The 23,209-nt window shown below is 64.3% G+C and carries 24 protein-coding genes; 9 read left to right on the forward strand and 15 right to left on the reverse strand.

Translation table 11 applies throughout. The features are described from left to right. Window positions 1–9: 9 nt before the first annotated feature. The 4 genes from AB7535_RS30905 to AB7535_RS30920 all read right to left on the reverse strand — a co-directional run bounded on the left by AB7535_RS30905 (window position 10) and on the right by AB7535_RS30920 (window position 2,284). Window positions 10–750, reverse strand: coding sequence for a TetR/AcrR family transcriptional regulator (locus AB7535_RS30905; RefSeq protein WP_063981090.1), 741 nt, complete (start codon window positions 748–750; stop codon window positions 10–12). 170 nt (window positions 751–920) lie between these two features. Continuing rightward, a complete protein-coding gene (locus AB7535_RS30910; protein ID WP_063981089.1) occupies window positions 921–1,283 on the reverse strand; it encodes a YciI family protein in 363 nt (120 codons plus the stop codon). A 65-nt stretch (window positions 1,284–1,348) separates the two neighbouring features. After that, window positions 1,349–1,753, reverse strand: a complete 405-nt coding sequence (locus AB7535_RS30915; protein WP_071909736.1) for a YciI family protein — start codon at window positions 1,751–1,753, stop codon at window positions 1,349–1,351. A 165-nt stretch (window positions 1,754–1,918) separates the two neighbouring features. After that, window positions 1,919–2,284, reverse strand: a complete 366-nt coding sequence (locus AB7535_RS30920; RefSeq protein ID WP_085401836.1) for a nuclear transport factor 2 family protein — start codon at window positions 2,282–2,284, stop codon at window positions 1,919–1,921. Between the two features lie 319 nt (window positions 2,285–2,603). Here AB7535_RS30920 and AB7535_RS30925 point away from each other — a divergent pair, with 319 nt between their 5' ends. After that, window positions 2,604–4,271, forward strand: a complete 1,668-nt coding sequence (locus AB7535_RS30925) for a methyl-accepting chemotaxis protein (protein WP_231143518.1) — start codon at window positions 2,604–2,606, stop codon at window positions 4,269–4,271. Window positions 4,272–4,365: 94 nt separating this feature from the next. Here the strand turns inward: AB7535_RS30925 and AB7535_RS30930 are convergent, their stop codons facing one another. After that, entirely contained in the window at window positions 4,366–4,743 is a 378-nt protein-coding gene (locus AB7535_RS30930; RefSeq protein WP_231143519.1) for a cupin domain-containing protein, read from the reverse strand. A gap of 89 nt (window positions 4,744–4,832) precedes the next feature. Here AB7535_RS30930 and AB7535_RS30935 point away from each other — a divergent pair, with 89 nt between their 5' ends. The 4 genes from AB7535_RS30935 to AB7535_RS30950 all read left to right on the forward strand — a co-directional run bounded on the left by AB7535_RS30935 (window position 4,833) and on the right by AB7535_RS30950 (window position 7,606). Beyond that, window positions 4,833–5,621, forward strand: a complete 789-nt coding sequence (locus tag AB7535_RS30935) for an SDR family NAD(P)-dependent oxidoreductase (RefSeq protein WP_231143520.1) — start codon at window positions 4,833–4,835, stop codon at window positions 5,619–5,621. A gap of 130 nt (window positions 5,622–5,751) precedes the next feature. Next, entirely contained in the window at window positions 5,752–6,180 is a 429-nt protein-coding gene (locus AB7535_RS30940) for a hypothetical protein (protein WP_425364317.1), read from the forward strand. Between the two features lie 287 nt (window positions 6,181–6,467). Beyond that, window positions 6,468–6,812: a hypothetical protein gene (locus AB7535_RS30945; RefSeq protein ID WP_354113077.1), complete on the forward strand. Its 345-nt coding sequence runs from the start codon at window positions 6,468–6,470 to the stop codon at window positions 6,810–6,812. A 431-nt stretch (window positions 6,813–7,243) separates the two neighbouring features. Next, a complete protein-coding gene (locus AB7535_RS30950) occupies window positions 7,244–7,606 on the forward strand; it encodes a hypothetical protein (protein ID WP_063981083.1) in 363 nt (120 codons plus the stop codon). Window positions 7,607–7,712: 106 nt separating this feature from the next. Here the strand turns inward: AB7535_RS30950 and AB7535_RS30955 are convergent, their stop codons facing one another. From AB7535_RS30955 to AB7535_RS30970, 4 genes are all read right to left on the reverse strand, one after another. Beyond that, entirely contained in the window at window positions 7,713–8,126 is a 414-nt protein-coding gene (locus AB7535_RS30955; RefSeq protein ID WP_028161093.1) for a VOC family protein, read from the reverse strand. Between the two features lie 62 nt (window positions 8,127–8,188). Further along, window positions 8,189–8,725: an SRPBCC family protein gene (locus AB7535_RS30960; protein WP_063981081.1), complete on the reverse strand. Its 537-nt coding sequence runs from the start codon at window positions 8,723–8,725 to the stop codon at window positions 8,189–8,191. A gap of 78 nt (window positions 8,726–8,803) precedes the next feature. Further along, window positions 8,804–10,105 carry an RNA polymerase sigma factor gene (locus AB7535_RS30965; RefSeq protein WP_166079988.1) on the reverse strand — a complete coding sequence of 434 codons (1,302 nt, stop codon included), beginning with the start codon at window positions 10,103–10,105 and terminating at the stop codon, window positions 8,804–8,806. Further along, window positions 10,102–10,470, reverse strand: coding sequence for a YciI family protein (locus tag AB7535_RS30970; protein WP_063981079.1), 369 nt, complete (start codon window positions 10,468–10,470; stop codon window positions 10,102–10,104). Before AB7535_RS30970 ends, AB7535_RS30965 begins: the two co-directional genes overlap by 4 nt. Before the next feature lie 141 nt (window positions 10,471–10,611). Here AB7535_RS30970 and AB7535_RS30975 point away from each other — a divergent pair, with 141 nt between their 5' ends. Then, window positions 10,612–11,577, forward strand: coding sequence for a 2-hydroxyacid dehydrogenase (locus tag AB7535_RS30975; protein WP_231143523.1), 966 nt, complete (start codon window positions 10,612–10,614; stop codon window positions 11,575–11,577). Between the two features lie 187 nt (window positions 11,578–11,764). Here the strand turns inward: AB7535_RS30975 and AB7535_RS30980 are convergent, their stop codons facing one another. Continuing rightward, window positions 11,765–12,409, reverse strand: coding sequence for a TetR/AcrR family transcriptional regulator (locus tag AB7535_RS30980; RefSeq protein ID WP_231143524.1), 645 nt, complete (start codon window positions 12,407–12,409; stop codon window positions 11,765–11,767). Between the two features lie 106 nt (window positions 12,410–12,515). Here AB7535_RS30980 and AB7535_RS30985 point away from each other — a divergent pair, with 106 nt between their 5' ends. Beyond that, the gene (locus AB7535_RS30985; RefSeq protein WP_231143525.1) at window positions 12,516–13,160 is read left to right on the forward strand and encodes a glutathione binding-like protein; all 645 of its coding nucleotides are present in this window, start codon (window positions 12,516–12,518) and stop codon (window positions 13,158–13,160) included. Between the two features lie 72 nt (window positions 13,161–13,232). Here the strand turns inward: AB7535_RS30985 and AB7535_RS30990 are convergent, their stop codons facing one another. The 3 genes from AB7535_RS30990 to AB7535_RS31000 form a co-directional block, all read right to left on the reverse strand. Then, complete coding sequence (locus AB7535_RS30990; RefSeq protein WP_231143526.1) at window positions 13,233–14,000, reverse strand: substrate-binding periplasmic protein; 768 nt, start codon at window positions 13,998–14,000, stop codon at window positions 13,233–13,235. 36 nt (window positions 14,001–14,036) lie between these two features. Continuing rightward, on the reverse strand, window positions 14,037–14,378 hold the full coding sequence (locus tag AB7535_RS30995; protein WP_354113116.1) for a c-type cytochrome: 342 nt from the start codon (window positions 14,376–14,378) through the stop codon (window positions 14,037–14,039). An 89-nt stretch (window positions 14,379–14,467) separates the two neighbouring features. Continuing rightward, window positions 14,468–16,186, reverse strand: coding sequence for a pyrroloquinoline quinone-dependent dehydrogenase (locus AB7535_RS31000; RefSeq protein WP_231145419.1), 1,719 nt, complete (start codon window positions 16,184–16,186; stop codon window positions 14,468–14,470). Between the two features lie 604 nt (window positions 16,187–16,790). Between AB7535_RS31000 and AB7535_RS31005 the strand changes: the two genes are divergently transcribed. Together AB7535_RS31005 and AB7535_RS31010 are read left to right on the forward strand one after the other, a co-directional pair. Then, window positions 16,791–18,206, forward strand: coding sequence for a DUF4403 family protein (locus AB7535_RS31005; protein WP_439037446.1), 1,416 nt, complete (start codon window positions 16,791–16,793; stop codon window positions 18,204–18,206). A 2-nt stretch (window positions 18,207–18,208) separates the two neighbouring features. Further along, on the forward strand, window positions 18,209–19,399 hold the full coding sequence (locus AB7535_RS31010; protein ID WP_231143529.1) for a lipase family protein: 1,191 nt from the start codon (window positions 18,209–18,211) through the stop codon (window positions 19,397–19,399). A gap of 27 nt (window positions 19,400–19,426) precedes the next feature. Here AB7535_RS31010 and AB7535_RS31015 read toward each other — a convergent pair whose 3' ends face one another. Both AB7535_RS31015 and AB7535_RS31020 read right to left on the reverse strand, forming a co-directional pair. After that, entirely contained in the window at window positions 19,427–21,076 is a 1,650-nt protein-coding gene (locus AB7535_RS31015) for a hydantoinase B/oxoprolinase family protein (protein ID WP_231143530.1), read from the reverse strand. A gap of 2 nt (window positions 21,077–21,078) precedes the next feature. Further along, window positions 21,079–23,163: a hydantoinase/oxoprolinase family protein gene (locus tag AB7535_RS31020; protein WP_231143531.1), complete on the reverse strand. Its 2,085-nt coding sequence runs from the start codon at window positions 23,161–23,163 to the stop codon at window positions 21,079–21,081. Between the last annotated feature and the right edge of the window lie 46 nt (window positions 23,164–23,209).

Raw genomic sequence — 23,209 nt, forward strand, 5'->3', positions numbered from 1 at the left:
TGCGCAATTTTATTTCGGCTTGCCCCAGGGGCCGCCGGGCGGCAGGCCAGAACCGGAGGATGCCTCCGGTGGCACCGGCGGCGGCTCGGCGCTTCGTGCCGGCGGACGGCGGTCGGTCGGGAAGCCCAAGCCGCGCAGATAGATCAGCACCTCGGCTTCGAGCAGGTCATCCGGCGACATCGGCAGTTTTCGCCGCGCGGCGTCGCCGCGTGAGAACAGCGAGGCCACGCCGTGCGCCATCGACCAGATGTGCAGCGCCATCATCATGGCCGGTGGCCGCGGCGTGCCGGGCGGCGCCAGCGCCGCAAGCCGCTCGGCGGCGGCGCGAATGATGTTGAAGGCGCGTTCACTGGCGGCCTGCAGGGCCGGATTTGAATCGACCGGCACGCCCGATTCGAACATCGCGTTGTAGAAGGCAGGCTCCTCGCGGGCAAAGGCGAGATAGGCCTTGCCGACGCGCTCGAACGCCGTGACCGTATCCGGGCGCCCGTCGTCCCAGGCCGCGGTCAGGCGCTGCTCGAACTGCTCGAAGCCGCGCTGCGCGATCGAGGACAGCAACTCCTCGCGGTCGCGGAAATGCCGGTAAGGCGCCGCCGCGCTGACGCCGGCCATGCGCGCGGCATCGGCAAAGGTGAAGCCGGCCGCGCCCTTCTCGGCGATCAGCCCGAGGGCAGCCTGCAACAGGGCTTCCTTCAGATTGCCGTGGTGATAGCCGCGCTCGGTGCGGCCCTGGTCCTTACGCCAGCTCATGTGAACAGCTTTTACATGAGCCGGGCGTGAAGTCACTAGCGCAGGCCGGATTTGATTAACCGGCCAACTCGTCATTCCGGGGGCGGCTCGACCCGGGGCTGCTCGACGAGCCGAACCCGGAATCTCGAGATTTCCGGGCTCGCGTGTGCGCGCCCCCGGAATGACACGGCCTAGCCGCCGGGAATCGGCAGCACCGGCATGATCTCGACGCGTTCGCCGGGGAAGATCGCGAAGTGCGGGTGGTTCTCGAACATCTTGGCTGCGGCCTCATGGGACGCGGCGCGGACCACGGTGAAGGCGCCCATCTCGTTGGCGATGTCGGCGACGCCCTTGCCGTCGACCTTCTTGGTCTTGCCGAGAGGGCCGCCCATGGCCTGGATCGCACCTTGATGCTTCTCGACCCAGCCTTTCCAGGCCGCCATGCCCTCCTGCTCCTTCGCCTTCCGCGCGGTCTCGGACATCGCGTTCCATGCGGCCCATTGCGGGCTGGTCTTGCTGCCGAGGAAAACGGCGAGATAGGTATCAGTGCTCATTGGTTCTCTCCTTTGTTGATGGATGATGGATTGACGAGCCGCGAGTTGATCCGCAGCCGTCTCGGCTACGTCTTCAGATCGTCGAAACCGGCGGCGGCTGCCTGCACCTCCGGCGGAAAGTCGGCCATCTCCTGCACCTGCCGGATCTCGATGACTTCATTGGCGGAAGCCGGGCACTTCTTCGCCCAGGCGATCGCCTCCTGGCGCGAGGCAACCTCGATCATCCAGTAGCCGCCAAGGACTTCCTTGGCTTCGGCGAAGGGGCCGTCGGTCACGATGGGCTCGCCGGTCGCGAACGAGACGCGCGCGCCCATCGACGGCGGGTGCAGACCGTCGAGCGTGATCAGCACGCCGGCATCCTTCAGCGCCTCGTTGTAGCGCATCATCGCGGCGACGCGTTCGGGATCGAGTTGCACGTCCGGCGGCGCGGTCTCGTAGCCGAGCGGAATCATCAGCATCATGAATCGCATGAGCAGTCCTTGTTTGCTTTGTCGTTTCGGGTTTGCGCGGCGCGGCGCCACCCCCGAAGGACGGGAGCGGCGGCTCGGGCCGCCCACCCTTACCTCTAAGACGAACCAACCTTTACGGAACCGACAGGGTGATGAAAATTATTCCGGAGGTCATTGCGCCGGCCGCTAGCGCGGCTGCGGCAGGAAACGCCCATCCTTCCGGGCAGCGCCGAAATAGACGTCGATGCGGCGGACCTTGCCACCGGAAAAGGTGAAGAACTCCGTGTTGCGAAAGCTCCTGCCATCTTTCGCCAGACAGAGATAGGTGACGAAGGCCTCGTCGCCCCGGACGAAAACCCGCTCGATGTCGTGCCGCGCGATCCAGCCGGTGTCCTTCCAGCAGCGCTCGAAATAGGCCGCCTTGTCGAGGTCGTCGTCGAACGGACTGGTGAAGCGGAAATCGTCGGCCAGTGCGTCGGCGACCCGTTGCCGGTCGTTGCCGAGATAGGCTGCGAAGAGGTCTCGAATCAGGCGCTCGCGGTCGTCAGGCATTGATGGTCTCCGCAGAGAAGATCCTCTTGAAGACGATGCACGAACGCGTGCCCCGACATTGCTTGCCGAATTTCAACAGAGACGATGCGAAAATATCGCGAGGCGGGTCCGTACGAGTACGGACCGACTATGTCCACCGCCGTGCATATAGGACGAGAATCTTCGAAAGCAGAACAACATGGCCAGCGCACGCGGAACTACGGAGACCGCGCAGCTTGCTGCAAGGGTTTACAGTTGATCAACGCGTGCATGCAACTTTTTCGAGAAGGCCAATTGCAGCTGGGCCGACGCATAGTTGAACCATTCCGGGGACCTTCAAGTGTTCAATTTCAACAGCAAGGCCAGGATCCAGCACGCGCTCGCGGAAGTCGACGCCCTCGATCGCTCGCAGGCCGTCATCGAATTCGATCTCGACGGCACCATCCTCGATGCTAACGAGAACCTTCTGAAAATGAGCGGCTATTCGCTCGCCGAGATCAAGGGCAAGCATCACAGCATCTTCGTCAGCCCGGCCGAACGCGAGAGCGCCCGCTACCGCGACTTCTGGGCCAGCCTGAACCGCGGCGAATTCCAGACCACGCAATACAAGCGCTTCGGCAAGAACGGCAAGGAAGTCTGGGTTCATGCCTCCTACGCCCCGTTGCTGGACAAGAACGGCAAGGTGGTCAGCTTCATCAAGTTCGCCACCGACATCACGGCGTACAAGATCAAGACCATGGAAGACTCCGGCAAGATCGCCGCGATCAACCGCGCGCAGGCCGTGATCGAGTTCAACATGGACGGCACCATCGTCACCGCCAACGAGAACTTCCTGGGCGCGATGGGCTATTCGCTCGACGAGATCAGGGGCAAGCATCACAGCATGTTCGTGACGCCCGAGGACCGCGCGAGTTCGGCCTATGCCGCATTCTGGGCAAGGCTCAACCGCGGGGAGTTCGAGGCGGCCGAGTACAAGCGACTCGGCAAGGGGGCTAAGGAGATCTGGATTCTCGCGACCTACAACCCGATCCTCGACGAGACCGGCAAACCGTTCAAGGTGGTGAAGTTCGCAACCGACATCACCGCGCAGAAGATGAAGGCCGCCGACAATGACGGCCAGCTCGCCGCGATCCAGAAGTCGCAGGCGGTGATCGAGTTCAACATGGACGGCACGATCCGCACCGCCAACGAGAATTTTCTCAAGGCGGTGGGCTATTCGCTGGCCGAGATCAAGGGCCGGCACCATTCCATGTTCGTCGAGCCGAACGAGAAGAATTCGGCGGCCTACCGCCATTTCTGGGAGACGCTCAACCGCGGCGAATACCAGGCCGCCGAATACAGGCGGATCGCCAAGGGCGGCCGCGAGATCTGGATCCAGGCGTCCTACAATCCGATTCTGGACCTCAACGGAAAACCCTACAAGGTGGTGAAATATGCCACCGACATCACCGCGCAGGCGATCGGCCGCAAGAAGGCCGACAATGCGCGCGGGCTGATCGAGGCGGTCGCGGCCGGCAGCGAGCAGATGAGCGCCTCGATCCGCGAGATCTCCGCGACCATGGCGAAATCGCGCGAGACCTCCAAGGTCGCGACCACCAGGGTCGAGTCCGCGGACGGTCAGGCTCAGAAGTTGACTGCAGCGGCCCAGGCCATGAGCGGCATCGTCGAGATGATTTCGGGCATCACCAGTCAGATCAACCTGCTTGCGCTCAACGCCACGATCGAATCGGCGCGGGCGGGCGAAGCGGGCCGCGGCTTTGCCGTGGTCGCCTCCGAGGTGAAGAACCTCGCCAGCCAGGCCAAGCAGGCCACCGACACGATCACCTCCGAAATCGACGCGCTGAACACCATCTCGGGCGACGTTGCGAGCTCGCTCACCGCGATCAAGGCCGCGATCGCCGGCGTCAACGAGTTCATCGCCTCCACCGCAGCCGCAGTCGAGGAGCAGAGCATCGTGACCTCCGACATGTCGTCGAACATGCAGCGCGCATCGGCGGAGCTGGCGTAAGCTCTCGCTTTATCACTATCTCCGTCATCCTTCGAGGGCCGCAGAAGAAGCGGCCACCTCAGGGGTGACGGCGAGAGAGACCGACGCCCTTACCCTACCGCTCCCAGCGTCGCGTCGCTTCACTCGCCCCTTCCGGCAGCATCTCGAAGACCGGCGAGGCCAACACCGCATGCACATGCAGCATGGTCGCTCCCGAATTGCGAAAACCGTGCTTGTGGCCGGCGGGAACCAGCAGCGCCTGTCCGGCCGTCACCGTGATACGCCGGGCTTCGATCCACATCTCCGCCTCGCCCGCCCGCACGGTGAGCACCTCCTCGACCGTGTGGCTGTGCGTCGGCGCACCGGCGCCGGGATCGACCCATTGCTCGAAGATGCAGAGCGCGGTCGCGCCGTTGCGCGCGGATGTCACCATGCGGGTCTTCACACCTGGCCGCCATTCCTCGAGCGGGATCGTGCTGGGATCGATGAGCATGGCCTGGAGCCCTTCTTGCCGGGACGAAAGCGAAGTAAAAGGAGCCGGCGCTCGTGCGCGCCTCTTTCGAACACAGGACAGATTAGCAAATGCCGCAGGCCTCACAAAACGTCGCCCTCGTCACCGGAGCCGCGCGAGGCATCGGGCTGGCGACGGCCAAGAAATTCCTGGCCGAAGGGTGGCGCGTCGCGCTGCTCGATATCGAGGGGGAGCTGCAGGCAGCCGCGGCGGCGGCCCTGAAGAATCCCGATAACACGCTGGCAATCACCTGCGACGTGTCCGACGCAGCCGCCGTGGGAGCTGCAATGGCGGCGGTCATGAGCCGCTTCGGTCGGCTCGATGCTCTCGTCAACAACGCCGGCGTCGCCGTGTTCGCGCCAGTGCTGGAGACCAGCGACGCCGATTGGAACAGGATCATGGCGGTCAATCTCACCGGCCCGTTCCTGTGCACCAAGGCGGCCGCGCCGCTGATGCGCGAGCAAGGCGGCGGCGCCATCGTCAACGTCACCTCGATCTCGGCGGTGCGCGCCTCGACCCTGCGTTCGGCCTATGGCACCAGCAAGGCGGGCCTTGCGCACCTGACCAAGCAGCTCGCGGTCGAGCTCGCCTCGCTCAACATCCGCGTCAACGCGGTCGCGCCGGGGCCGGTCGACACCGCGATGGCGAAGCAGGTGCACAGCAGGGAGATCCGCGCCGACTATCACGACGCCATTCCGCTCAACCGCTACGGCCTGGAGGAGGAACTCGCCGAAGCGATCTATTTCCTGTGCTCGGAACGATCGAGCTACATCACCGGCCAAATTTTGGCCGTCGATGGCGGCTTCGATGCGGCTGGCATCGGCCTGCCGACGCTGCGCGGCGAACGGCGGAACGGGTGAACGTCGTAGGGTGGGCAAAGGCGCGCAAGCGCCGCGCCCACCTTCCCTCCAGATTTGCGATGCCATTGGTGGGCACGCTACGCTTTGCCCACCCTACGGGATCGAGTTAGTGGAGAGCTCCATGCGACGCATGTTCTTTGTGGGTGCCTGGATGCTCGCATCTGCGCTCTTTACCACCACCCCCGCCATGGCCGAAATCCGCATCATCCAGTCGCCGGGCGGAGAGGTCGGGCCGTTCCTCGACCTGTTCGAGCAGGTGCGCGAGAGCGGCGAGCGCGTGGTGATCGACGGTCCGTGCCTGTCCGCCTGCACGCTGGTGCTCAGCATCGTGCCGGGCGAGCGCATCTGCGTCACCAAACGCGCGGTACTCGGCTTCCACGCGGCGCGTTCGGTCGACCGGCGTGGGCGTTTTTATGCCGAGCCCGAAGCCTCCGATGCGGTGCTGCAGGCCTATCCCGGCCCGGTGCGCGACTGGATCAGCCGGCACGGTGGCCTCTCGTCCAGATTGCTTTTGCTGAAGGGCCGCGACCTTGCGGCGATCTATCCGCGCTGCCGCTGAGCAACAGGCGGCCGCCAGCGATGTGACCGGTTGCATCCGCCGCTGTCCGGCGATTAGGCAGTTTTGCAAAATCCCGACGATCCGGACACGAAATCCGCTCAACCTCTTGGCAATGCCTGCCCAATTTACGCGGTTTGCGGCTCTTCCCGACCGTCTATGATGGTCCCGTCCAGATTGAGGCCGCTCGGGTCACGATGGCTGCAGGGCCGTCATAATCTCAGCAGTGGTCACAGACTAGGATGGTTCCGCTTTTTCAAGATTACTCATTTTCAAACCGATCGCAGGCCGTGCAGCCCATCGATTTTCACTACCGCCTGTCGGACCAGGGACGCATTGTCCTTGGCCAGTTGAGCTCCCAGGAAACCGTCGAATTCGAATTGCTGTCGCGGCGCCACCGCGAGGGCCTGATGGACCTGCCGTCCGAGCTGCGGCTGCTCGAGCTCTATGTGAAATATATCGGCTCGGGCGCAGAGGCTGCGCTCACGCCGTCGGAGTTCGCATGGCAGGCGAGCGAGCCGCTCCAGCGGCGGAGACCGCCGCGCGCGCGAACGGCACGGCCGCACAACTACGTCCTCTCGATGATCGTGATCGCGAGCGTCAGCCTCACGCTCATCGCGTTGCTGGTGAGCTAGCGGGCAAGCGCGACGACGAAATTGCGCCGGTCACACATTTCGTCAGGCCTAGTAGAGCCTCTGGATGGTCTGCGCCAATTCCAAGGTCGCGCAGATGAGCATACCCCAAAGTGCAAAATTGATTTGTAGCGCCGCTGCCATCGGTCGCTCCCCTTCTTCTAAGTAGCGCCCACCCCAGTTTGTAGAATTTATGAAGAAATTATTAGCGATTCTGTCGTGGAGTTCACAGCCTAATATTTCGCCAGTTGTTGTGCGATGCGATCCGCATGATTTCACGAAGCGGCCTCACTGCTCTCGCAATGTGATGCGAGAGCACGATTCCATATTGGGCCATGGCGGCCACGTCGTTTCCCTTAGGTTCCATTTAACCGGCGCGATGCAAGGCTCCGCATGCGGAGTTTGCGTGTCGCGTACCGCACCAAGGGTCCGGCATGCTGCGTCACGGCTTCGTCTTGCTCACTTTTTGCGCAGCGCTCCTCGGATGCGCGGCGGCGCCGGCGCAGGAGCGCCGACCGATCGCATGGGACGGCCTCGGCCGGGATCCGAACCAGGCCCCTCACCGCTCCTCTGTCACAAAGCGGCGCGCCGCGAACCCGGCGCCTGCGCAGGACAATCCCAATCAGGAGCGGGAAAGAGTGCTCGGCACGTTGCGCCCGTTCTCCGAGGCGTGGTGGGTGGTCCATGACGAAATCGAGGCGGAGAACGACAGGCAGCTTGGCACGAAACTCGTGATCTGCCCTCGCTGCGTTGAATCGCCGCCGCCAAGCGATGACGCGACCGGATCGCTCAGGTGAGCGAGCACGCGGTGATCAGCCGTGTGACATGACGACGGCATGAGTGACCCACTCCCGTAACAACGGGAGTGGGATCGCGGCTTGGCGTGTCAGGCCGGCGCGCCCGTCACATGCCCTCGGCGGGGCAGTTCACCATCCAGGGAATGCCGAACTTGTCGACGCACATGCCAAAGCCCTTGGCCCAGAACGTCTTGCTGAAGGGCATGGTGACGGTGCCGCCGTCGGCGAGCGCGTTGAACTTGCGCTCGCCATCCGCGGGGTCCGTGACCGTGAGCGAGACCGAAAAGCCCTGGGCTTTCTGAAAATGCTCGGGTGGCGCGTCGGAGGCCATCAGCACGCTGCCGTCGGGCAACGACATCCGCGCATGCATGATCATCTTCTCGCGGCCGGGCGCGGCGGGCATGTCCGGCGGCGCTTCCGATGAGCGCATCATGGCGTCGATCTTGCCGCCCAAAACCTTGGCGTAGAAGTTGAACGCCGCTTCGCAGGTGTCCTGATAGAACAGATAGGCATTGATCATCGTTTCTCTCCTTTTCGTTTTCTTGGCGATTCCTTGGCTGCTCCTTGGGGCAGCTAGCCTCGTTACTTCTCGGTGAGCTTCTTCAAGCTGGCGAGGCCGGCCTCGAAGTCTTTGCCGATCATGTTGTCCATGTTGATGAACACCTGCATCACCTTGGACATGAACGGCGCCGGACCGTACATCGCCCATGTGACCAATGTGGCATCGCCTTGCGGCACAAAGGTGAACTCGGCGGTATTGTGGCCTTCGAACGGGCGCTCGAAATCGAGCTTGATGCGAAGCTTCGACGGCGTGCTCGCCTCGAGGATCTCCATATGCCCGGCGCCGACATTATTGTTGCCGTCCCAGGCATAGGTCGCGCCCTTGCCTGACGCGGTTCTGCCGAAGGTCCGCTTCATGCCGGGGTCGCGATCCTCATAGGGCGACCAGCTCATCCAGAAATGGAAATCGGCAACGTGCGGATAAATCGCATCGGCCGGCGCCTTCACGGCGAGCGAGCGCTCGACGCGGAAAGTGTCGGGTTTTGTCAAGGCGAAGACGAGGACCGCGGCTATGCCGACGGCGAGGACGACGGCGATGATGGCAATGGCTTTCAGCATGAGTGGCTCCCTGGATATGGAATTAAGACGAAGGGGAACGGCGGGAGCCGACAATTGGCGGGACGAAATTTTTGGCCGTCACTTTGCCTTTGCGCCCTGCCTGGCGCCGCCATTGGCGCCCTTCGGCTGGCTGTCCCGGATCAGGCGATCAATATGCATGCGGATATGGGCGGCTTCCGCCGAAGTATTGGCGAGTGCGATGGCGTGGTCGAAGGCGATGCGGGCTTCGTCGTTACGGCCGAGCTGCATCAGGAAGGCACCGCGCACGCCGTGGAAATGAAAGTAGTTGGTGAGTTTCGGCGCCAGCGGCTCGATCAGCTCGAGCGCCGCTTGCGGTCCGCGCACCTTGGAGACTGCAACCGCGCGGTTGAGCGTCACCACCGGCGAAGGCTGCATCACTTCGAGCGCGCCGTAGAGCAGGTCGATCTGCGTCCAGTCGGTTTCCTCGGGCGTCGACGCGCGCGCATGCAGCGCGGCGATCGCGGCCTGGACCTGATAGGGGCCGCTGCGGCGATGGCGCATCGCCTTGTCGATCAGCGCCAGGCCTTCCGCGATCATGTTGCCGTTCCACAGCGTACGATCCTGGTCGTCGAGCAGGATCACCGCGCCGTCCGCGGCAAAGCGCGCGGCGCTGCGCGCATGCTGCAACAGCAGCAGCGCCGCGAGCCCCATGATCTCCGGCTCGCTCTGGAACAGCCGTAGCAGCAACCGTGCCAGCCGGATCGCTTCCTCGCACAGCGGCTTTCGGATCTCCGCCGTGTCGCCGCTGGCCGAATAGCCTTCGTTGAAGATCAGGTAGATCATTGCAGCAACACCGGCGAGCCGCTCGGAGCGTTCGACCGCGCCGGGCGTTTCGAACGGCGCCCCGGCCTCGGCGACCTTCGCCTTGGCGCGGGTGATGCGCTGCTCCATCGCCGCTTCCGAGACCAGGAAGGCGCGCGCGATCTGTTTCACGGTGAGACCGGAGACGATGCGCAGCGCCAGCGCGATCTGCTGGGTCGCCGGCAGCTGCGGGTGGCAGCAGATGAACATCAGCCGCAGGATGTCGTCGCGGTAGTGCGAGCCGTCGAGCCGCTCGGCGAGCGCGCCCTCGGCGTCGTCGAGATCGGAGATGGCCTGGTCGTCCTCGGGCAGCGGCTGCTGTTTGCGGGCGCGACGGACCTCGTCGATGGCGACGTTGCGGCCGACCATGATCAGCCAGGCCGCGGGATCGCGCGGCGGCCCGTTCTGCGGCCAGGTCTTGAGCGCGCGCAGGCAGGCGTTCTGGAAGGCCTCTTCGGCGGTGTCGAGATCGCGGAAATAGCGCAGCAGCGCGCCGACCGCCTGGGGTCGCGCCGAGGTCAGCGCGGTCTCGATCCAGGCGGTGTCGGCCTCGCTCACGTCGAAATTCCTCCGGGCCGGAATACGCCGACGGGGCGCACCTCATAGGCGCCGCCGGGATTGGCCGCGCCGAGGTCGCGCGCAACGTCGAGGGCTTCGTCGAGGTTCTTGCAATCCACGATGTAGAAGCCGAGCAACTGCTCCTTGGTCTCCGCATAGGGGCCGTCAAGCACCAGCGGCGGGTCCTCCTTGCGCAGCGTCGCCGCCGCCGTGGTCGGCAGCAGCCGCGCCACCGGACCGAGCCGGCCCTGCTGTGTGAGCTTGTCCTGCACCACGGCGAGCTTCTTCATCACGGCTTCGTCCTGGTCCTTGCTCCAGGAGCCGACGAAGTCCTCGTCGTGATAGCAAAGGATCGCATAAAGCATGGGCAGCACCTTCCTGAACGCTTGTTTTTAAGACGATCCAATATGCCCCGCCCCGACAGGGCTGCGGAAAAAATTTGCGAGAAAAATCCGTCGGATCGTGCCAAGGAGGGTTTTCAAAACGGAACCTACGAGGCACTTCGAATGAGCATGGGCACACTGGCCGTCCTGATCAACAGCACGCAGCAGAACTGGCTGCCGGAGCGCTGGAAGGCCCGGTTCGACGCGGTCTGCGGCGGCCGCCGCGTGGTTCTGCTGCCCGACGCCGGGCTCGATCCGGCCGAGGTGCACTATGCCGCGGTGTGGAAGCCGGTGCCGGGCGACCTCGGCTCTTTCCCCAATCTGCGTGCGATCTTCAACCTGGGCGCCGGCGTCGACGCGCTGATGGCCGACAAGAGCCTACCCGACGTGCCGCTGGTGCGCGTCGCCGTGCCTGATCTCACCAATCGCATGACCGAGTATGTCGTGCTGCACGTGCTGATGCACCACCGCCAGGAGCTGTACTTGCGGGACTCGCAGCGCGCAAAACGCTGGGAGCCGCAATATCAGTGGCCGGCGAGCGCCGTCACCATCGGCGTGATGGGACTTGGCACGCTGGGTGCCGATGCCGCCGACGTGCTGCGCCGGCTCGGCTTCCGCGTTGCCGGCTGGAGCCGCAGCCCGCGCACGATCGAGGGCGTCGAATGCTTCCACGGCGCCGCGCAGATCGACGCATTCCTGCGCAAGACCGACATCCTGGTCTCACTGTTGCCGCTGACGCCGGATACGCACGGCATCCTCAACCGCGACGTCTTCGCCAAGCTCAACCGCAGCAGCCCGCTCGGCGCGCCCGTGCTGATCAATGCCGGCCGCGGCGGCCTCCAGAACGAGGCCGATATCCTCTCCTGCCTCGACGACGGCACGCTTGGCGCGGCCTCGCTCGACGTTTTCGTGCAGGAGCCGCAGCCTGCTGACAGCCGGTTCTGGACCCACCCCAAGGTGCTGCTGACCCCGCACAACGCGGCCGACACCGACGCCGATGCAATCTCGGCCTATGTCGCCGAGCAAATCGCAAAGTTCGAGGCCGGCGGTGCGCTGGAGAACGTGGTGGACCGGGCACGGGGATATTAGACGCTTCGGCAGGCTGAGAGAGGCACGCACGCGCCCCACTCTCGCTGTCGTCCCCGCGTACGCGGGGACCCATACCGCGTGATTTATCGTTGCGGATGGTCGCAGTACCGAACGACCAGTCTTCGCCAAACTTCTCTCTGGGGTTATGGGTCCCGGGCTCGCGCTACGCGCGCCCCGGGACGACGGCCTAACTTTTGGCCCCCACCATCACGTCAATCGCACCCTTCACGATCGCCTCGAGCTCTTTGCGCGACACGCGGGCGCGGGAGCGGATGGCGATCGTATGCACGGTTGCGGAGGCGAGCTGCGCCAGCACGGCCGGGTCGACGCTCGCGGGCAGCTCGCCCTTCTCCTTGGCGCGCCGGAAGCAACTGGCAAAGGCCTTGTCGAGTTCGGTCAGTCCATCCAACACCATGGCACGGATCTCGGGATCGCCGACGGCTTCGGACGCCGCGGTCACCACCGTGAAGCAGCCGCGCGGACCGGTCTCGCCGGAGAGATAGATGTTCAGCGCGGACGCGAAGATGCGCTCGAGCCGCTGGCGCACCGGCATCTCCTGGCGAAAGATCTCGACCATCGAGGCGCGCGCGTCCTCGCGATAGCGCTGGTAGCTCTTGATGTAGAGCTCGCGCTTGTCGCCGAAGGCGCCGTAGAGGCTCGGCCGGTTCATGCCGGTCGCTTCGCTGAGATCGTCCAGCGACGTCGCCGCAAAACCCTGCCGGCGGAACAGGTCGAGCGCCTTGCCGAGCGCGACGTCGGGCTCGTAGGCGCGCGGACGGCCACGCCGCTTCGGTTCATTGGCGGCAGCTGGCGGCTTCGATTTTTGTACCATTTCGCAAATTAATCCTTGACCGCCGCCATATTATACAAGATGGTACAAAAATCAATCTGGCCAGGTTGAGCGACACCCAAAGAGGAATTGCCCAAGGAGGCCCAAGATGGATCTTTATTTCTCGCCGCTCGCCTGTTCGATGGCGACCCGCGTCGCGCTGTATGAAGCCGGCGCCGAAGCGAATTATCTCGAAGTCGATCCGCCGACCAAGAAAGTGCTGGACGACGGCACCGACTTCCGCACGGTCAACCCGATCGGGCTCGTGCCGACGCTGCGCACCGACGAGGGCGTGGTGCTGACCGAGAACGCCGCGATCCTGCAATATGTCGCGGATCGGTTCCCGCAATCCGGCCTCGGTGCGGCCGAGGGCATCGACCGCACCCGGCTGCATCAATGGCTCTGCTTCATCGGCACCGAGTTGCACAAGGGCCTCTTCATCCCCCTGCTCGACCGCAAGGCGCCGCAGGAAACCAAGGCCTATGCGCTGGAGAAAAACCTGTCGCGGCTCGACTATCTCGACAACTACCTGAAGGGGCGCGACTTCCTGCTCGACCATTTCAGCGTGGCGGATGCCTATCTCGTCACGGTCATCAACTGGACCATGGCGACCCCGCCGATCGAGCTCGCCAAATGGCCGAACGTGAAGGCGTATCACGACCGCCTGCGCCAGCGGCCGTCGGTCGCGAAGGCGATCGCGGAAGAGTTCGAGCTGTACAAGGCCGAACAGGCGCGGAAGAAGGCGGCGGCCTAAGGCCAAAGCGAGATCTTCATAGCGACGTCGTCCTGGCCAAACCGGGACGGCGTCGTTCCTTGAGCAATTCAGCTACCTCGGCGCTTGCAGCACGATCCCATAGCGACCGTAGATCCGATCGATCGTGCCGTCGTTGCGCAGCCGTTCCAGCGCTCCGTCGATCGCCTCGCGCAACGCATCATCCGGGCGGACCATGCCAACGGCGACATTCCAGTTGAGGTCGGCCACGCCCTCGTCGCGATCCAGGATCCGGAGTGCCTTGTCAGGATGCGTCAGATTGAAGTAGCCCGCCGCGGTGGGCGTGACCGCAGCCGCATCGATCTCCTTGTTTGATACGGCGTCGAGGCTGTCGGTCTCGAAGCCGAAGATCGATATGGGCACGTGCCGCTGACCGATGATCATGGCGGCGACAGAGCCGACCTGCACCCCCACCTTGGTATGCTCGCCGAGGCTCTTGAACGATGTGAGCGCGCTGGATGACGGCACCGCGAGCGCGACGCCCGTGCGATAGTATGGTTTCGAGATCCTCAAACGGGTCTCGCCTTGCGCTTCGCGATCGGCGATGACATCCAGGAGAATGTCACAGTTGGCGCTGCGCATTTGATACTGCGTGATGATCCAGTCGAGCCGCAGCGAGACACCGAGCTCGCGTGCCAGCACCTGTCCCAACTCGACCTGAAAGCCGGGCGGATCGCCGCCCTTGCGCGCAAAAGGAAGCGAGTTGGGATGCGCGCATAGTCCGAGCGCACCACTCGCGCGGATCGCGTCCAGGGTTCGCGCTTGCGCCGGTCCCCACAGCCCGATGGCGGCACCGACGATAACCAGGACAATTGCCTTCATGCCGCGTCTCATCTGGATGGATCAGGTCCCGGCGGATCAGCCCTCGCGCGGCTTCAAGGCGCGGATATATTTGACGATCTGGTCGATCTGCGCGTCACTGAAGCTCTCGCCGAATGCCGGCATCGCACCTTGCTTGCCGATCTTGATACGGTTGTGCAGAAATTCGTCGTCTCGTTGCGAATCCATCAGTTGCGGTCCCCTGCCGGCAGCCCGGCCGCCGTCGGAATGGCAAAAGCCGCAGGTCCCCGCGAACAACTGCTCGACGTCCAGCGACCCGTTGTACGGCGCCGGCGTGGCAGATTGAGCTCGAGCCACCACAACGCACAGCAACGAGGCCCCTAGCACCGCCGGAAGCGACATCGAATGCAGTTTCAACACGTCCGCTCCATTCCTGAATCGCGCCCGGCCGCTGCAATCGACCGAGAAGCGGGCTTGCACCCGCTTCTCGGCAGATCGTTTGAGGCAGACTATTTCAAGCTGAAGACGACGAGGGCGCCGTCGTCACGCGGCATGCTCTTGTAGACGCCGCCGAAGTTTGGCGCATATTCGTCCGCCAGCATGCCGCCGAAGCCGGCCGCCACGGCGATATATTGCTTGCCGCCGACGGAGTAGCTGACGATACCGCCCTGGTGGCCGGTGCCGTTGTTGTGCTTCCACAACTCGGCCCCGGTTTCGGCATCGTAGGCGTGAAGGATGCCACGGGAGTCGGGTACGAACACAAGATTACCCCCGGTCGACAAAACGCTCCCAAGCGGCGGCTCGGGAAAGCGAACCTCCCATTTTTTCGCGCCCGTTATCGGGTCGCGCGCGTCGAGATGTCCGTAGATCTCGCCGCTCGGAGGCGGCACCATCTTGAAGTCGGCGCCGATGTTGAGCTGGACCTGGGGCGCGGTGACCGGCGTCGTCTTCTGAATATCCAGCGTCATGCACCATTCCTGGCCGATCTTGTAATAAAGACCGGTCTTCGGGTTGTAGGAGCCGGCATTCCAGCTGATGCCGCCGCCAATGAAGGGACACAGCGGTACTTCAGTGACTTTCCCGACAGGGAAATCGCGACGGCCGATCAGCGCGCCCGTCTTGGGATCGATATCCTTGACGAAGTTGATGTTCTCAACCAGCCGCCAGACGTTCTTCACGCCAAGATTACGGTCGTAGACGAAGACGAAGCCGCCCTTGTTCGGATGAACCACGTATTTCTGGCCATCGCGCTCAAGCATCACGAACTCGCCGACGGCGCTGTCGAAGTCCCAGGCGTCGTGAGGCAGTTCCTGATGGTAGGATTTCAGCTTTCCGGTATCGATATCGAGAGCGATGACCGAACTCGTGTAGAGATTGTCGCCGGGACGCGCACCTTGCGTCTTGTAATCAGCGCCCGACCAATCGTAGAGCGGCGCCGGGTTCGCGGTGCCCCACAGGACGGAGTTGGTCTCGGAGTCGTAGGTGCCCGGCATCCAGCCGCCGCCACCGCCCGTGCGCCAGGAATCGTTGCCCCAGGTCTTGATGGCCTCGTCGGTGCCCGCGACCGTCAGAAACTCCCACTTTTTCTTGCCGGTGGTGGCATCGACAGCGAAGATCGGGCCACGGCCCGGCCATTCACCCCCCTGCGAGCCGATGATGACGCTTCCCTTCGCGTAAAGCGGCGCGCCAGTGAAGCCGACCGTGAGCTTCTGCGAGTCGATCAGCCTGGTTTCCCAGAGAACCTTTCCCGACTTCGCATCGAGCCCGAACAGACGACCATCCATCGTACCGACGAAGACCTTGCCTTCACCAAGGGCTACACCGCGGTTGTAGGGCGAGTGGGTCTGTCGGCTGATGAGCGCCTCATCGAGTTCCGGAAAGAACGACCAGATGACCTCGCCGGTCGCGCCGTTCAGCGCAAAGACCCGGCTGTACGAACCCGAATAATAGAGCACGCCGTCGGCCACGAGCGGCATTGACTGCAGGCCGCGCGTCGATCGTCCGGGAATGTGCGTCCAGGCTACGCCCAGATTGCCGATGTTGCTCGCATTGATCTGCGCGAGCGGGCTGTAGTGATGGGATTTGTATGAACCATGATAGGTGAGCCAATCGTTCTGACCGGCGTTCTCGATCCGGGCAGTATCCACGGATTGGGCCAACGCCGCCGACGCCGCAAGTGTCGCGCCGACAACAAGAGGTAGACCAGAATTACACCAACGCTTCTTCATCCGTTCCTCCCGCTTTTGTGTTTTGTTGAACTCGCGTCTCGCAGACGCTGCGAGGGATGTTTGCAGCTCGCTAAGTGTCGGTTCTTCTCCATCGCATATGAGCTGCCAACAGCTCTCGATCTCTCTCGGCGGACATCGCCAAAAGGAGCTACGTTTCCTGGACTGGTTGCTGTTGCACTCCTGCTCGCTCTCACAGAGTACGCCGGATGAGGGAGGGCGCAAAGATGGAATGCGCGAGCGGCGCAAATTTAACGCGCAGCACGAATTTGAAACGTCAGCTGCGCTGACCGTTTCGTCTTGGCCGCAGATCTCGGACTCAAAAATCGCAGCGCCCACGGAGAAGCTTCATCGCGTGATCATTTGGACGGGGGCGGCGTCAATCTCTTTTGAGCAATTCAAGAACGGCCATCATAACGGAGCGATATACAAAGCCTTGCTCAAAGCGCGACGCCGCGCCATACAAGTGCCGCGATACGCGACCATTGAATACAAGCAATAATTGATCCACTGACCGCCCTCTCCTTCCGCGATTTTGCTCTGAAGACCGAATGGCCCCGCGGCCGGCGGCCTGGGCGCGAAGCAGGGCCAAGCTGGAACAAGAAGAATGCCCGTTTCCTTGCGAATTGTTCGTTCGACGAAACGTGCCGGGCTTGTTGCGCTCGCCCTCACCGCACTCGCGCAAGCCGCGCACGCCGCCGACAAGCCGCCGCTCGCTCCCGATCCGCCGGCGCCGCTCGCCACGACCTCGCGGGTGTCCGCAACCATCGAGTTCGGTCTGCCGGCGCTCGCCAAGGCCATCGAGCAGGATATCCCCAAGCGGCTTGCCACCATCGACGAGCGCGTCAACTGCGTGCACCGCCGCGTACTGATGTTCCGTGTCAACGCCAATTGCGACGTGTTTGGCTTCGTCAATCGCACCAGCGGCGTCTCGCTCTATGGCCGCGGCGACCGCGTCTATGGTGCAGTCTCGATCTACGGCGCGGCCGAAGGCCAAGGCGCCAACCGCTTCACCGCGCGCATCCGCGGCCAGACCGAAGCGCGCGCGACGATCCAGGCCGAGGCACGGCCCGCGCTGCGCAAGGACTGGTCGCTCGACCTGAATTTCAGCGAATCCTTCCACTGGAGCGAAGCACCTTATTTGCATGTACTCGGCCGCGAGGTCGATCTTGCGCCCTACGTCGAGCCGCGCATCCGTACGCAGCTCGCGCGCGTGCGATCACGTGCGCTGGCCGCGGCGAGGAAACTCAATCTGCGGGACAAGGCGGCCGCTGCCTGGACGCATGCGTTCGAACCGATGAAGCTCGCCGACGAGCCGCCGGTCTGGCTGCAAGTAACGCCGCAGAGCGCAGCCTTCGCCGGCGTCCGCGCCAACGACAAGGTTCTGTCGGGTTCGCTCGAACTCTCCGGCACTGCGGTGACGTCAATCGGACAGCAGGGAGCGAGCGTCGTGCCGACTCAGCTGCCGGCGCTGGGCACCGACGTAGCCGCACCGGGCACGTTCGACGTCATCCTCCCCGTTCGCATCGGCTATGACGCGATCAAGGACAAGATCAACCAGGCGATCGCAGTGCTGCCGGCGCAGGACACGAATTTGCGCGAGGTGCAGGTCTATCCGTCGTCGGGCAAGCTTGTGATCGGCCTTCGTCTTGCGAATACCTCTGACAGCGATCCCAATGCGGGGCAATGGAGTTATCTCGCCGCTGCGCTCAAGATTGACGACGGCAATAAGAGCGTAGGTCTTGGCGATCTCGACGTCGCCACACAGGACGGCGGACAGAGCGAAACAGCCTTGCAACCGATCGTCGCGCAATTGAAGCAGGCCGTGAACATCGACTACGGCATCTCCTACCAGAACCTGCTGATGGCGGCGAACCAGCGACTGACGCGGCCACTCCAGGACGGCTTTCGCACAGAAGGAAAGCTATTCTCGATTCAGTTCGACAAGGCACTGCTGCTGGCCGACGGCCTGACGCTCGCGCTGCGCGCCAGCGGCGAGCTGAAAATCCTGTACGGGATGTGACCATGCGCAGGACCGGCTTGCAGATGCTGAGCCCATTCGGCCGCGCGGCGATGGCCGCACTCGTCATGTTCACCGGGTTGGTAGCGGCACGCTCGCAATCGCCCTTCTACGACGCGCCGGCATCGCTCGCGGATGGCCCGCCCGGCAGCCTGGTGCGACAGGAGCCGATGGATGGCGCGCCGCTCGGCGCCTCGAGCTACCGCGTGCTCTACCGATCGACCGGATTGAAAGGTGAACCCATTCTCGTCTCCGGCGTCGTCATCGTGCCACGGGGCCCACCGCCGCTCGGCGGCCGCCCGATCGTGGCCTGGGCGCATCCAACGTCAGGCATTGTGCCGCGCTGCGCGCCGTCGCTCGCGATCTTCCTGTTCCAGCAGATCCAGGGACTGCGCTCGATGGTGGCGCGTGGCTACATCGTCGCGGCGACCGACTATCCCGGACTCGGCACGCCGGGTCCGCATCCTTATCTCGTCGGCGAGAGCGAGGGCCGCGCCGTGCTCGACATCGTGCGCGTCGCGCGCGATCTGCCGGGCGCCGGCGGGGTCAAGAATTTTGCCTTGTGGGGACACTCGCAGGGCGGACAGGCTGTGCTGTTTGCCGGGCAGCTGGCGCCGACCTATGCGCCCGATCTCCATCTGCTCGGCGTTGCCGCTGCGGCGCCCGCGACGGATCTCGCCACGCTGATGAGCGACGACATCAACTCAGTCGGCGGCAAGAACATCACAGCGATGACGCTGTGGTCATGGCATCGCGTCTACGACGCCGCGCTCGACGGTGTCGTCGATCCGCGCGCACTTCCGGTGATCGACCGACTGGCGCGCGAATGCATCGAAGGTCCCTTCGATATCTTCATCCGGCAGCGGACCGAGCGGCCGCTCCAGCAATATTTTCTGACTGTGCCGGATCCGACCAAGCGCGAGCCTTGGCGCTCGCTGCTGGAGAGGAACAGCGCCGGTACCTTGCCCGCCGGCGTGCCTGTGTTCCTCGCGCAGGGGACCGTCGACCAGATCATCCGGCCCGCGGTGACGCGCGCCTATATGGGCCGGCTGTGCAAGACGGGCAGCCCCGTGAAAATGCTCACCCTTCCCAACATCGGACACGGCCGCGCCGCACAGGCGAGCACCATGGCCGCGGTGAACTGGATGACCGACCGCTTTGCCGGGAAGCCGGCGCCGAACGACTGCGGCGGGTAATCGCCGCAGTCGTTGCCGGAGCGTTAACTACCCATAAACGGCAACAGCGTTGTCAGCCGACACGAGACCGCTCTCAACGTCATCCTTGATCGCTGCACGATCGCGCTCCTTGGGGTCGCCGATACCGGCGCCGCCCGGGGTCATCACCAGCAGCCGGTCATCCGGTGGAATGGTCTGAAAGCCCTTGCCACGCATCTTCTGGCCGGACTTCAATCCGACATAGCCGGCCTCGCCGTTCCGACCGCCGTCGCGGCCGCGCGGCGGATGATCGATGCGATCGAATGCAGCGAGGATGTCGAAGGGCGCATCGATGCCGCTGCCGACCTCGATGATCTGGCCGAGGCCGCCGCGGGTGCGCCCGGCGCCGCCGGAATCCGGACGCAGCTCCTTGCGCCAGAAGATCAGCGGCGTTTGCGTCTCCGCGATCTCGACCGGCGTGCCGCGCACGCCGCTGGGATAGGCGGTGGCCGACAGCCCGTCCTTCGCAAATCGCGCGCCGGTACCGCCATTCGAAGTTACCGCCATCGAGAACCCGTAATTGCCGCCGGCACCTGAGCGGGTCTGGCCGCGCACGTTGAGATTCCACAGGCACGAGGTACCTTCCGCGGGTACGCGCTCGGGAATGATCTGGCGCAGGCAGCCGAACACCACGTCCGGCAGCATCTGTCCGACGATGTGACGCGACGCCACGGGCGCGGGCTTCGGTGCGTTCAGGATCGCGCCCGCGGGAGCCGACACGGTCAGCGGCGAGAGCGAGCCGGCGTTGTTCGGGATCTGCGAGGCGACGACGCAGCCGAGGCCGAACACGGTGTAGGCCGTGGTGTAGGACAGCGGCACGTTGATGCCGAATTTCGAAGCGGCCGAGGTGCCGTCGAAATCGACATGGATGCCCGTCTCGGAGATCGTCAGCGTCGCCGCGAGCGTCACCGGCGCATCGTAGCCGTCGACGACCATGGTGTTGTGCCAGCTGCCCTTCGGCAGTTTTGCGATCTCGGCCAGCACGGCCTCGCGCGAGCGATCGCAGATGTAGTCGCCGAGCTCGTCGAGCGTGTCGATCTCGAACTCGGTCATCATTTCGACCAGGCGTTCGCAGCTGACGTCGTTGCAGCCGGCCAGCGAATAGGTGTCGCCCTCGGTGTCGATCGGCAGCCGCGTGTTGGTGCGGATCATCGCCATCAGCGTCTCGTTGACGACGCCCTGGTCGATCAGCTTGAGCATGGGGATGTAGAGCCCCTCCATGAACACGTCGGTGGCGTCAGGGCCGAACCCGATGCCGCCGATGTCCATGAGGTGGCTGGTGCAGGAAAACAGCGCGACCGGCTTGCCGTCCTTGAAGCAGGGCGTGGTGACGACGAAGTCGTTGAGGTGACCTGTGCCCATCCAGGGATCGTTGGTGATGTAGGCGTCGCCTTCCTTCATCGTCTCGATCGGGAAATGCGCGATGAAGTGCTTGACCGATTCCGCCATCGAGTTGACGTGGCCGGGCGTGCCGGTCACGGCCTGCGCCAGCATCCGTCCCCTGAGGTCGAACACGCCGGCGGAGAGGTCGCCGCATTCGCGCACGATCGGGCTGAAGGCGGTGCGGAGCAGCACCTGCGCCTGCTCCTCGACCACGGCAATCAGCCGATGCCACATGATTTGAAGGTCGATCAGGCTCGCGCCATTTGCCTTGCTCATGATCAGGCCGCCTTTCGTTCCATGACGATGCTGCCGGCACCGTCGATATGCGCGTCAAAACTGTTGGAGACGAAGGTGGACGTCTCGTCCTCGGCGATCACGGCGGGACCCGCAATGGTCGCACCCGGTGCCATGTCCTCGCGGCGATAGAGCGGGATCTCGATCACTTCCCCCGCGCGTCCGTCGAAGAATTTGCGGCTGCCCGAGGCCTTGCCGGCGGGCTTGCGCGCGACGGAAGCGACGACAGAAGGATTGTGCGCATCGGTGGTCGCGAGCACCGACCAGCTCAGGACCTCGATCGCGGCGCCCGGGATCGGCCGCTCGAACATCGCCGAATAGTCCGCCTCGAACTTCTGGCGCAGGCCGGCGAGATCGGCCGATGTCAGCCGCCGGTTCGGCAGCTCGACCGAGATCTCGTGGCCCTGGCCGACATAGCGCATGAAGGCTGCACGGCGTTCGCGCACTGGCGCACCGGCCGCGCCCGGCTCCACCAGCGCGCGCGCTTCAGTCACCATCTCCTGGAGCAGCTCCGAGACCCCCTCGGTGTCGAAATCATCGAGGCGGACATGGCGGCTGCGCACCAGCTCGTAGGCAATGGGAGCAGCCAGGAAGCCGACGGCCGAGCCGACGCCGGCATTCGAGGGCACGATAACCCGCGAGACGCCGATCTTCTCGGCGACGCGCGCCGCATGCAGCGGCGCGGCACCACCGAAGGCGATCAGCGTGTGCTGGCCGACAATCTCGCCGCGCTCGACCGCATGCACCCGCGCCGCACTCGCCATGTTCTCGCAGACGACCTCGTGCACGGCATAAGCCGCGGTTTCCGCCGACAGCCCCAGCGGCTCACCGACGGCGCGCAACAGCGCCTCCTTTGAAAGCTCCGGGTTGAGCTTGATCGTGCCGCCCGCAAAGGCATCAGGATCGATCATACCGAGGGCTACGTCCGCATCCGTCACGGCCGGACGCTGGCCGCCGCGGCCGTAGCAGGCAGGTCCCGGCTCCGACGAGGCGCTCTCGGGGCCGACAGTGACACGCTTCATCGCATCGACATGCGCGATCGAGCCGCCGCCGGCGCCGATCTCGACCATCTCGATCACGGGGATGCGCACCGGCAGGCCGGAGCCCTTCAGGAAGCGCGCCGCGCGATCGACCTCGAACACGCGCGAGGTCTCAGGCTGGTATTTTTCGATCAGGCAGATTTTTGCGGTCGTGCCGCCCATGTCGAAGGACAGAACCTTGCTCTCGCCGAGCCGCGCTGCGATCTGCGCCGCGAAGATCGCGCCGCCGGCGGGACCGGACTCGACGAGCCGCACCGGAAAGCGCCGCGCCGTCTCGATCGAGGTGACGCCGCCGCCGGAGGTGACGAGATAGATCGCGCCGCGGAACTGCTCGACCTGCAAGGCATCCGCCATGCGGGCGAGATAGCCGTCGATCAGGGGTTGCACATAGGCATTGGCGACCGCGGTGGAGGTGCGCTCGTATTCGCGGATTTCCGGACACACCGCAGAGGACACGGTCACGGAGATGCCGGGCATCTCCTCGCTGAGGATCGCGGCGGTGCGGCGCTCGTGCTCGGGATTGGCGTAGGAGTGCAGGAAGGCGATTGCGACGCTCTCGACGTTCAGCGCGCGCAATTTTGGCGCGAGTGCACGGACCGCCGCTTCGTCCAGCGGGAGGCGAACGGCGCCGTGCGCGTCGATCCGCTCCGGCACGGTGAAGCGGAGAGACCGCGGCGCCAGCGGCCTCGGCTTGTCGATGCTGAGATCGTACTGGTCATAGCGGCTCTCGGTGCCGATATCGAGCACGTCGCGAAAGCCGTCGGTCGCAATCAGCGCGGTCTTGGCGCCTCGGCGCTCGATGATCGCATTGGTCGCGAGCGTCGTGCCATGAATGAAGACGTCGATGTCGCTCATATGCGCGCGCGCGTCAGTGAGAATGAGACGCATGCCATCCAGCACCGCCTGCTCCGGCCGCTGCGGCGTCGTCAGCACCTTGCGCGTCTTGCGATCCTGCCCCACGTCCAGCACGATATCGGTGAACGTGCCACCGATATCAACGGCAAGCCGCACCTCGGCTCCCTCAAGCATTCCAAATTCTCCGTGCTGATCGACAAACTGCGCGAAAACCGCAGCA

The sequence above is a fragment of the Bradyrhizobium sp. 956_D2_N1_4 genome (assembly GCF_052076025.1).
Lineage (GTDB): Bacteria > Pseudomonadota > Alphaproteobacteria > Rhizobiales > Xanthobacteraceae > Bradyrhizobium > Bradyrhizobium barranii.

Bases quoted from the DNA above. Each gene is read 5' to 3' on its own strand.
- AB7535_RS30905 (WP_063981090.1), bottom strand. From the start codon at position 750: ATGAGCTGGCGTAAGGACCAGGGCCGCACCGAGCGCGGCTATCACCAC.
- AB7535_RS30910 (WP_063981089.1), bottom strand. From the start codon at position 1,283: ATGAGCACTGATACCTATCTCGCCGTTTTCCTCGGCAGCAAGACCAGC.
- AB7535_RS30915 (WP_071909736.1), bottom strand. From the start codon at position 1,753: ATGCGATTCATGATGCTGATGATTCCGCTCGGCTACGAGACCGCGCCG.
- AB7535_RS30920 (WP_085401836.1), bottom strand. From the start codon at position 2,284: ATGCCTGACGACCGCGAGCGCCTGATTCGAGACCTCTTCGCAGCCTAT.
- AB7535_RS30930 (WP_231143519.1), bottom strand. From the start codon at position 4,743: ATGCTCATCGATCCCAGCACGATCCCGCTCGAGGAATGGCGGCCAGGT.
- AB7535_RS30935 (WP_231143520.1), top strand. From the start codon at position 4,833: ATGCCGCAGGCCTCACAAAACGTCGCCCTCGTCACCGGAGCCGCGCGA.
- AB7535_RS30940 (WP_425364317.1), top strand. From the start codon at position 5,752: ATGTTCTTTGTGGGTGCCTGGATGCTCGCATCTGCGCTCTTTACCACC.
- AB7535_RS30950 (WP_063981083.1), top strand. From the start codon at position 7,244: ATGCTGCGTCACGGCTTCGTCTTGCTCACTTTTTGCGCAGCGCTCCTC.
- AB7535_RS30955 (WP_028161093.1), bottom strand. From the start codon at position 8,126: ATGATCAATGCCTATCTGTTCTATCAGGACACCTGCGAAGCGGCGTTC.
- AB7535_RS30960 (WP_063981081.1), bottom strand. From the start codon at position 8,725: ATGCTGAAAGCCATTGCCATCATCGCCGTCGTCCTCGCCGTCGGCATA.
- AB7535_RS30970 (WP_063981079.1), bottom strand. From the start codon at position 10,470: ATGCTTTATGCGATCCTTTGCTATCACGACGAGGACTTCGTCGGCTCC.
- AB7535_RS30975 (WP_231143523.1), top strand. From the start codon at position 10,612: ATGAGCATGGGCACACTGGCCGTCCTGATCAACAGCACGCAGCAGAAC.
- AB7535_RS30980 (WP_231143524.1), bottom strand. From the start codon at position 12,409: ATGGTACAAAAATCGAAGCCGCCAGCTGCCGCCAATGAACCGAAGCGG.
- AB7535_RS30985 (WP_231143525.1), top strand. From the start codon at position 12,516: ATGGATCTTTATTTCTCGCCGCTCGCCTGTTCGATGGCGACCCGCGTC.
- AB7535_RS30990 (WP_231143526.1), bottom strand. From the start codon at position 14,000: ATGAAGGCAATTGTCCTGGTTATCGTCGGTGCCGCCATCGGGCTGTGG.
- AB7535_RS31000 (WP_231145419.1), bottom strand. From the start codon at position 16,186: ATGAAGAAGCGTTGGTGTAATTCTGGTCTACCTCTTGTTGTCGGCGCG.
- AB7535_RS31005 (WP_439037446.1), top strand. From the start codon at position 16,791: ATGCCCGTTTCCTTGCGAATTGTTCGTTCGACGAAACGTGCCGGGCTT.
- AB7535_RS31010 (WP_231143529.1), top strand. From the start codon at position 18,209: ATGCGCAGGACCGGCTTGCAGATGCTGAGCCCATTCGGCCGCGCGGCG.
- AB7535_RS31015 (WP_231143530.1), bottom strand. From the start codon at position 21,076: ATGAGCAAGGCAAATGGCGCGAGCCTGATCGACCTTCAAATCATGTGG.
- AB7535_RS31020 (WP_231143531.1), bottom strand. From the start codon at position 23,163: ATGCTTGAGGGAGCCGAGGTGCGGCTTGCCGTTGATATCGGTGGCACG.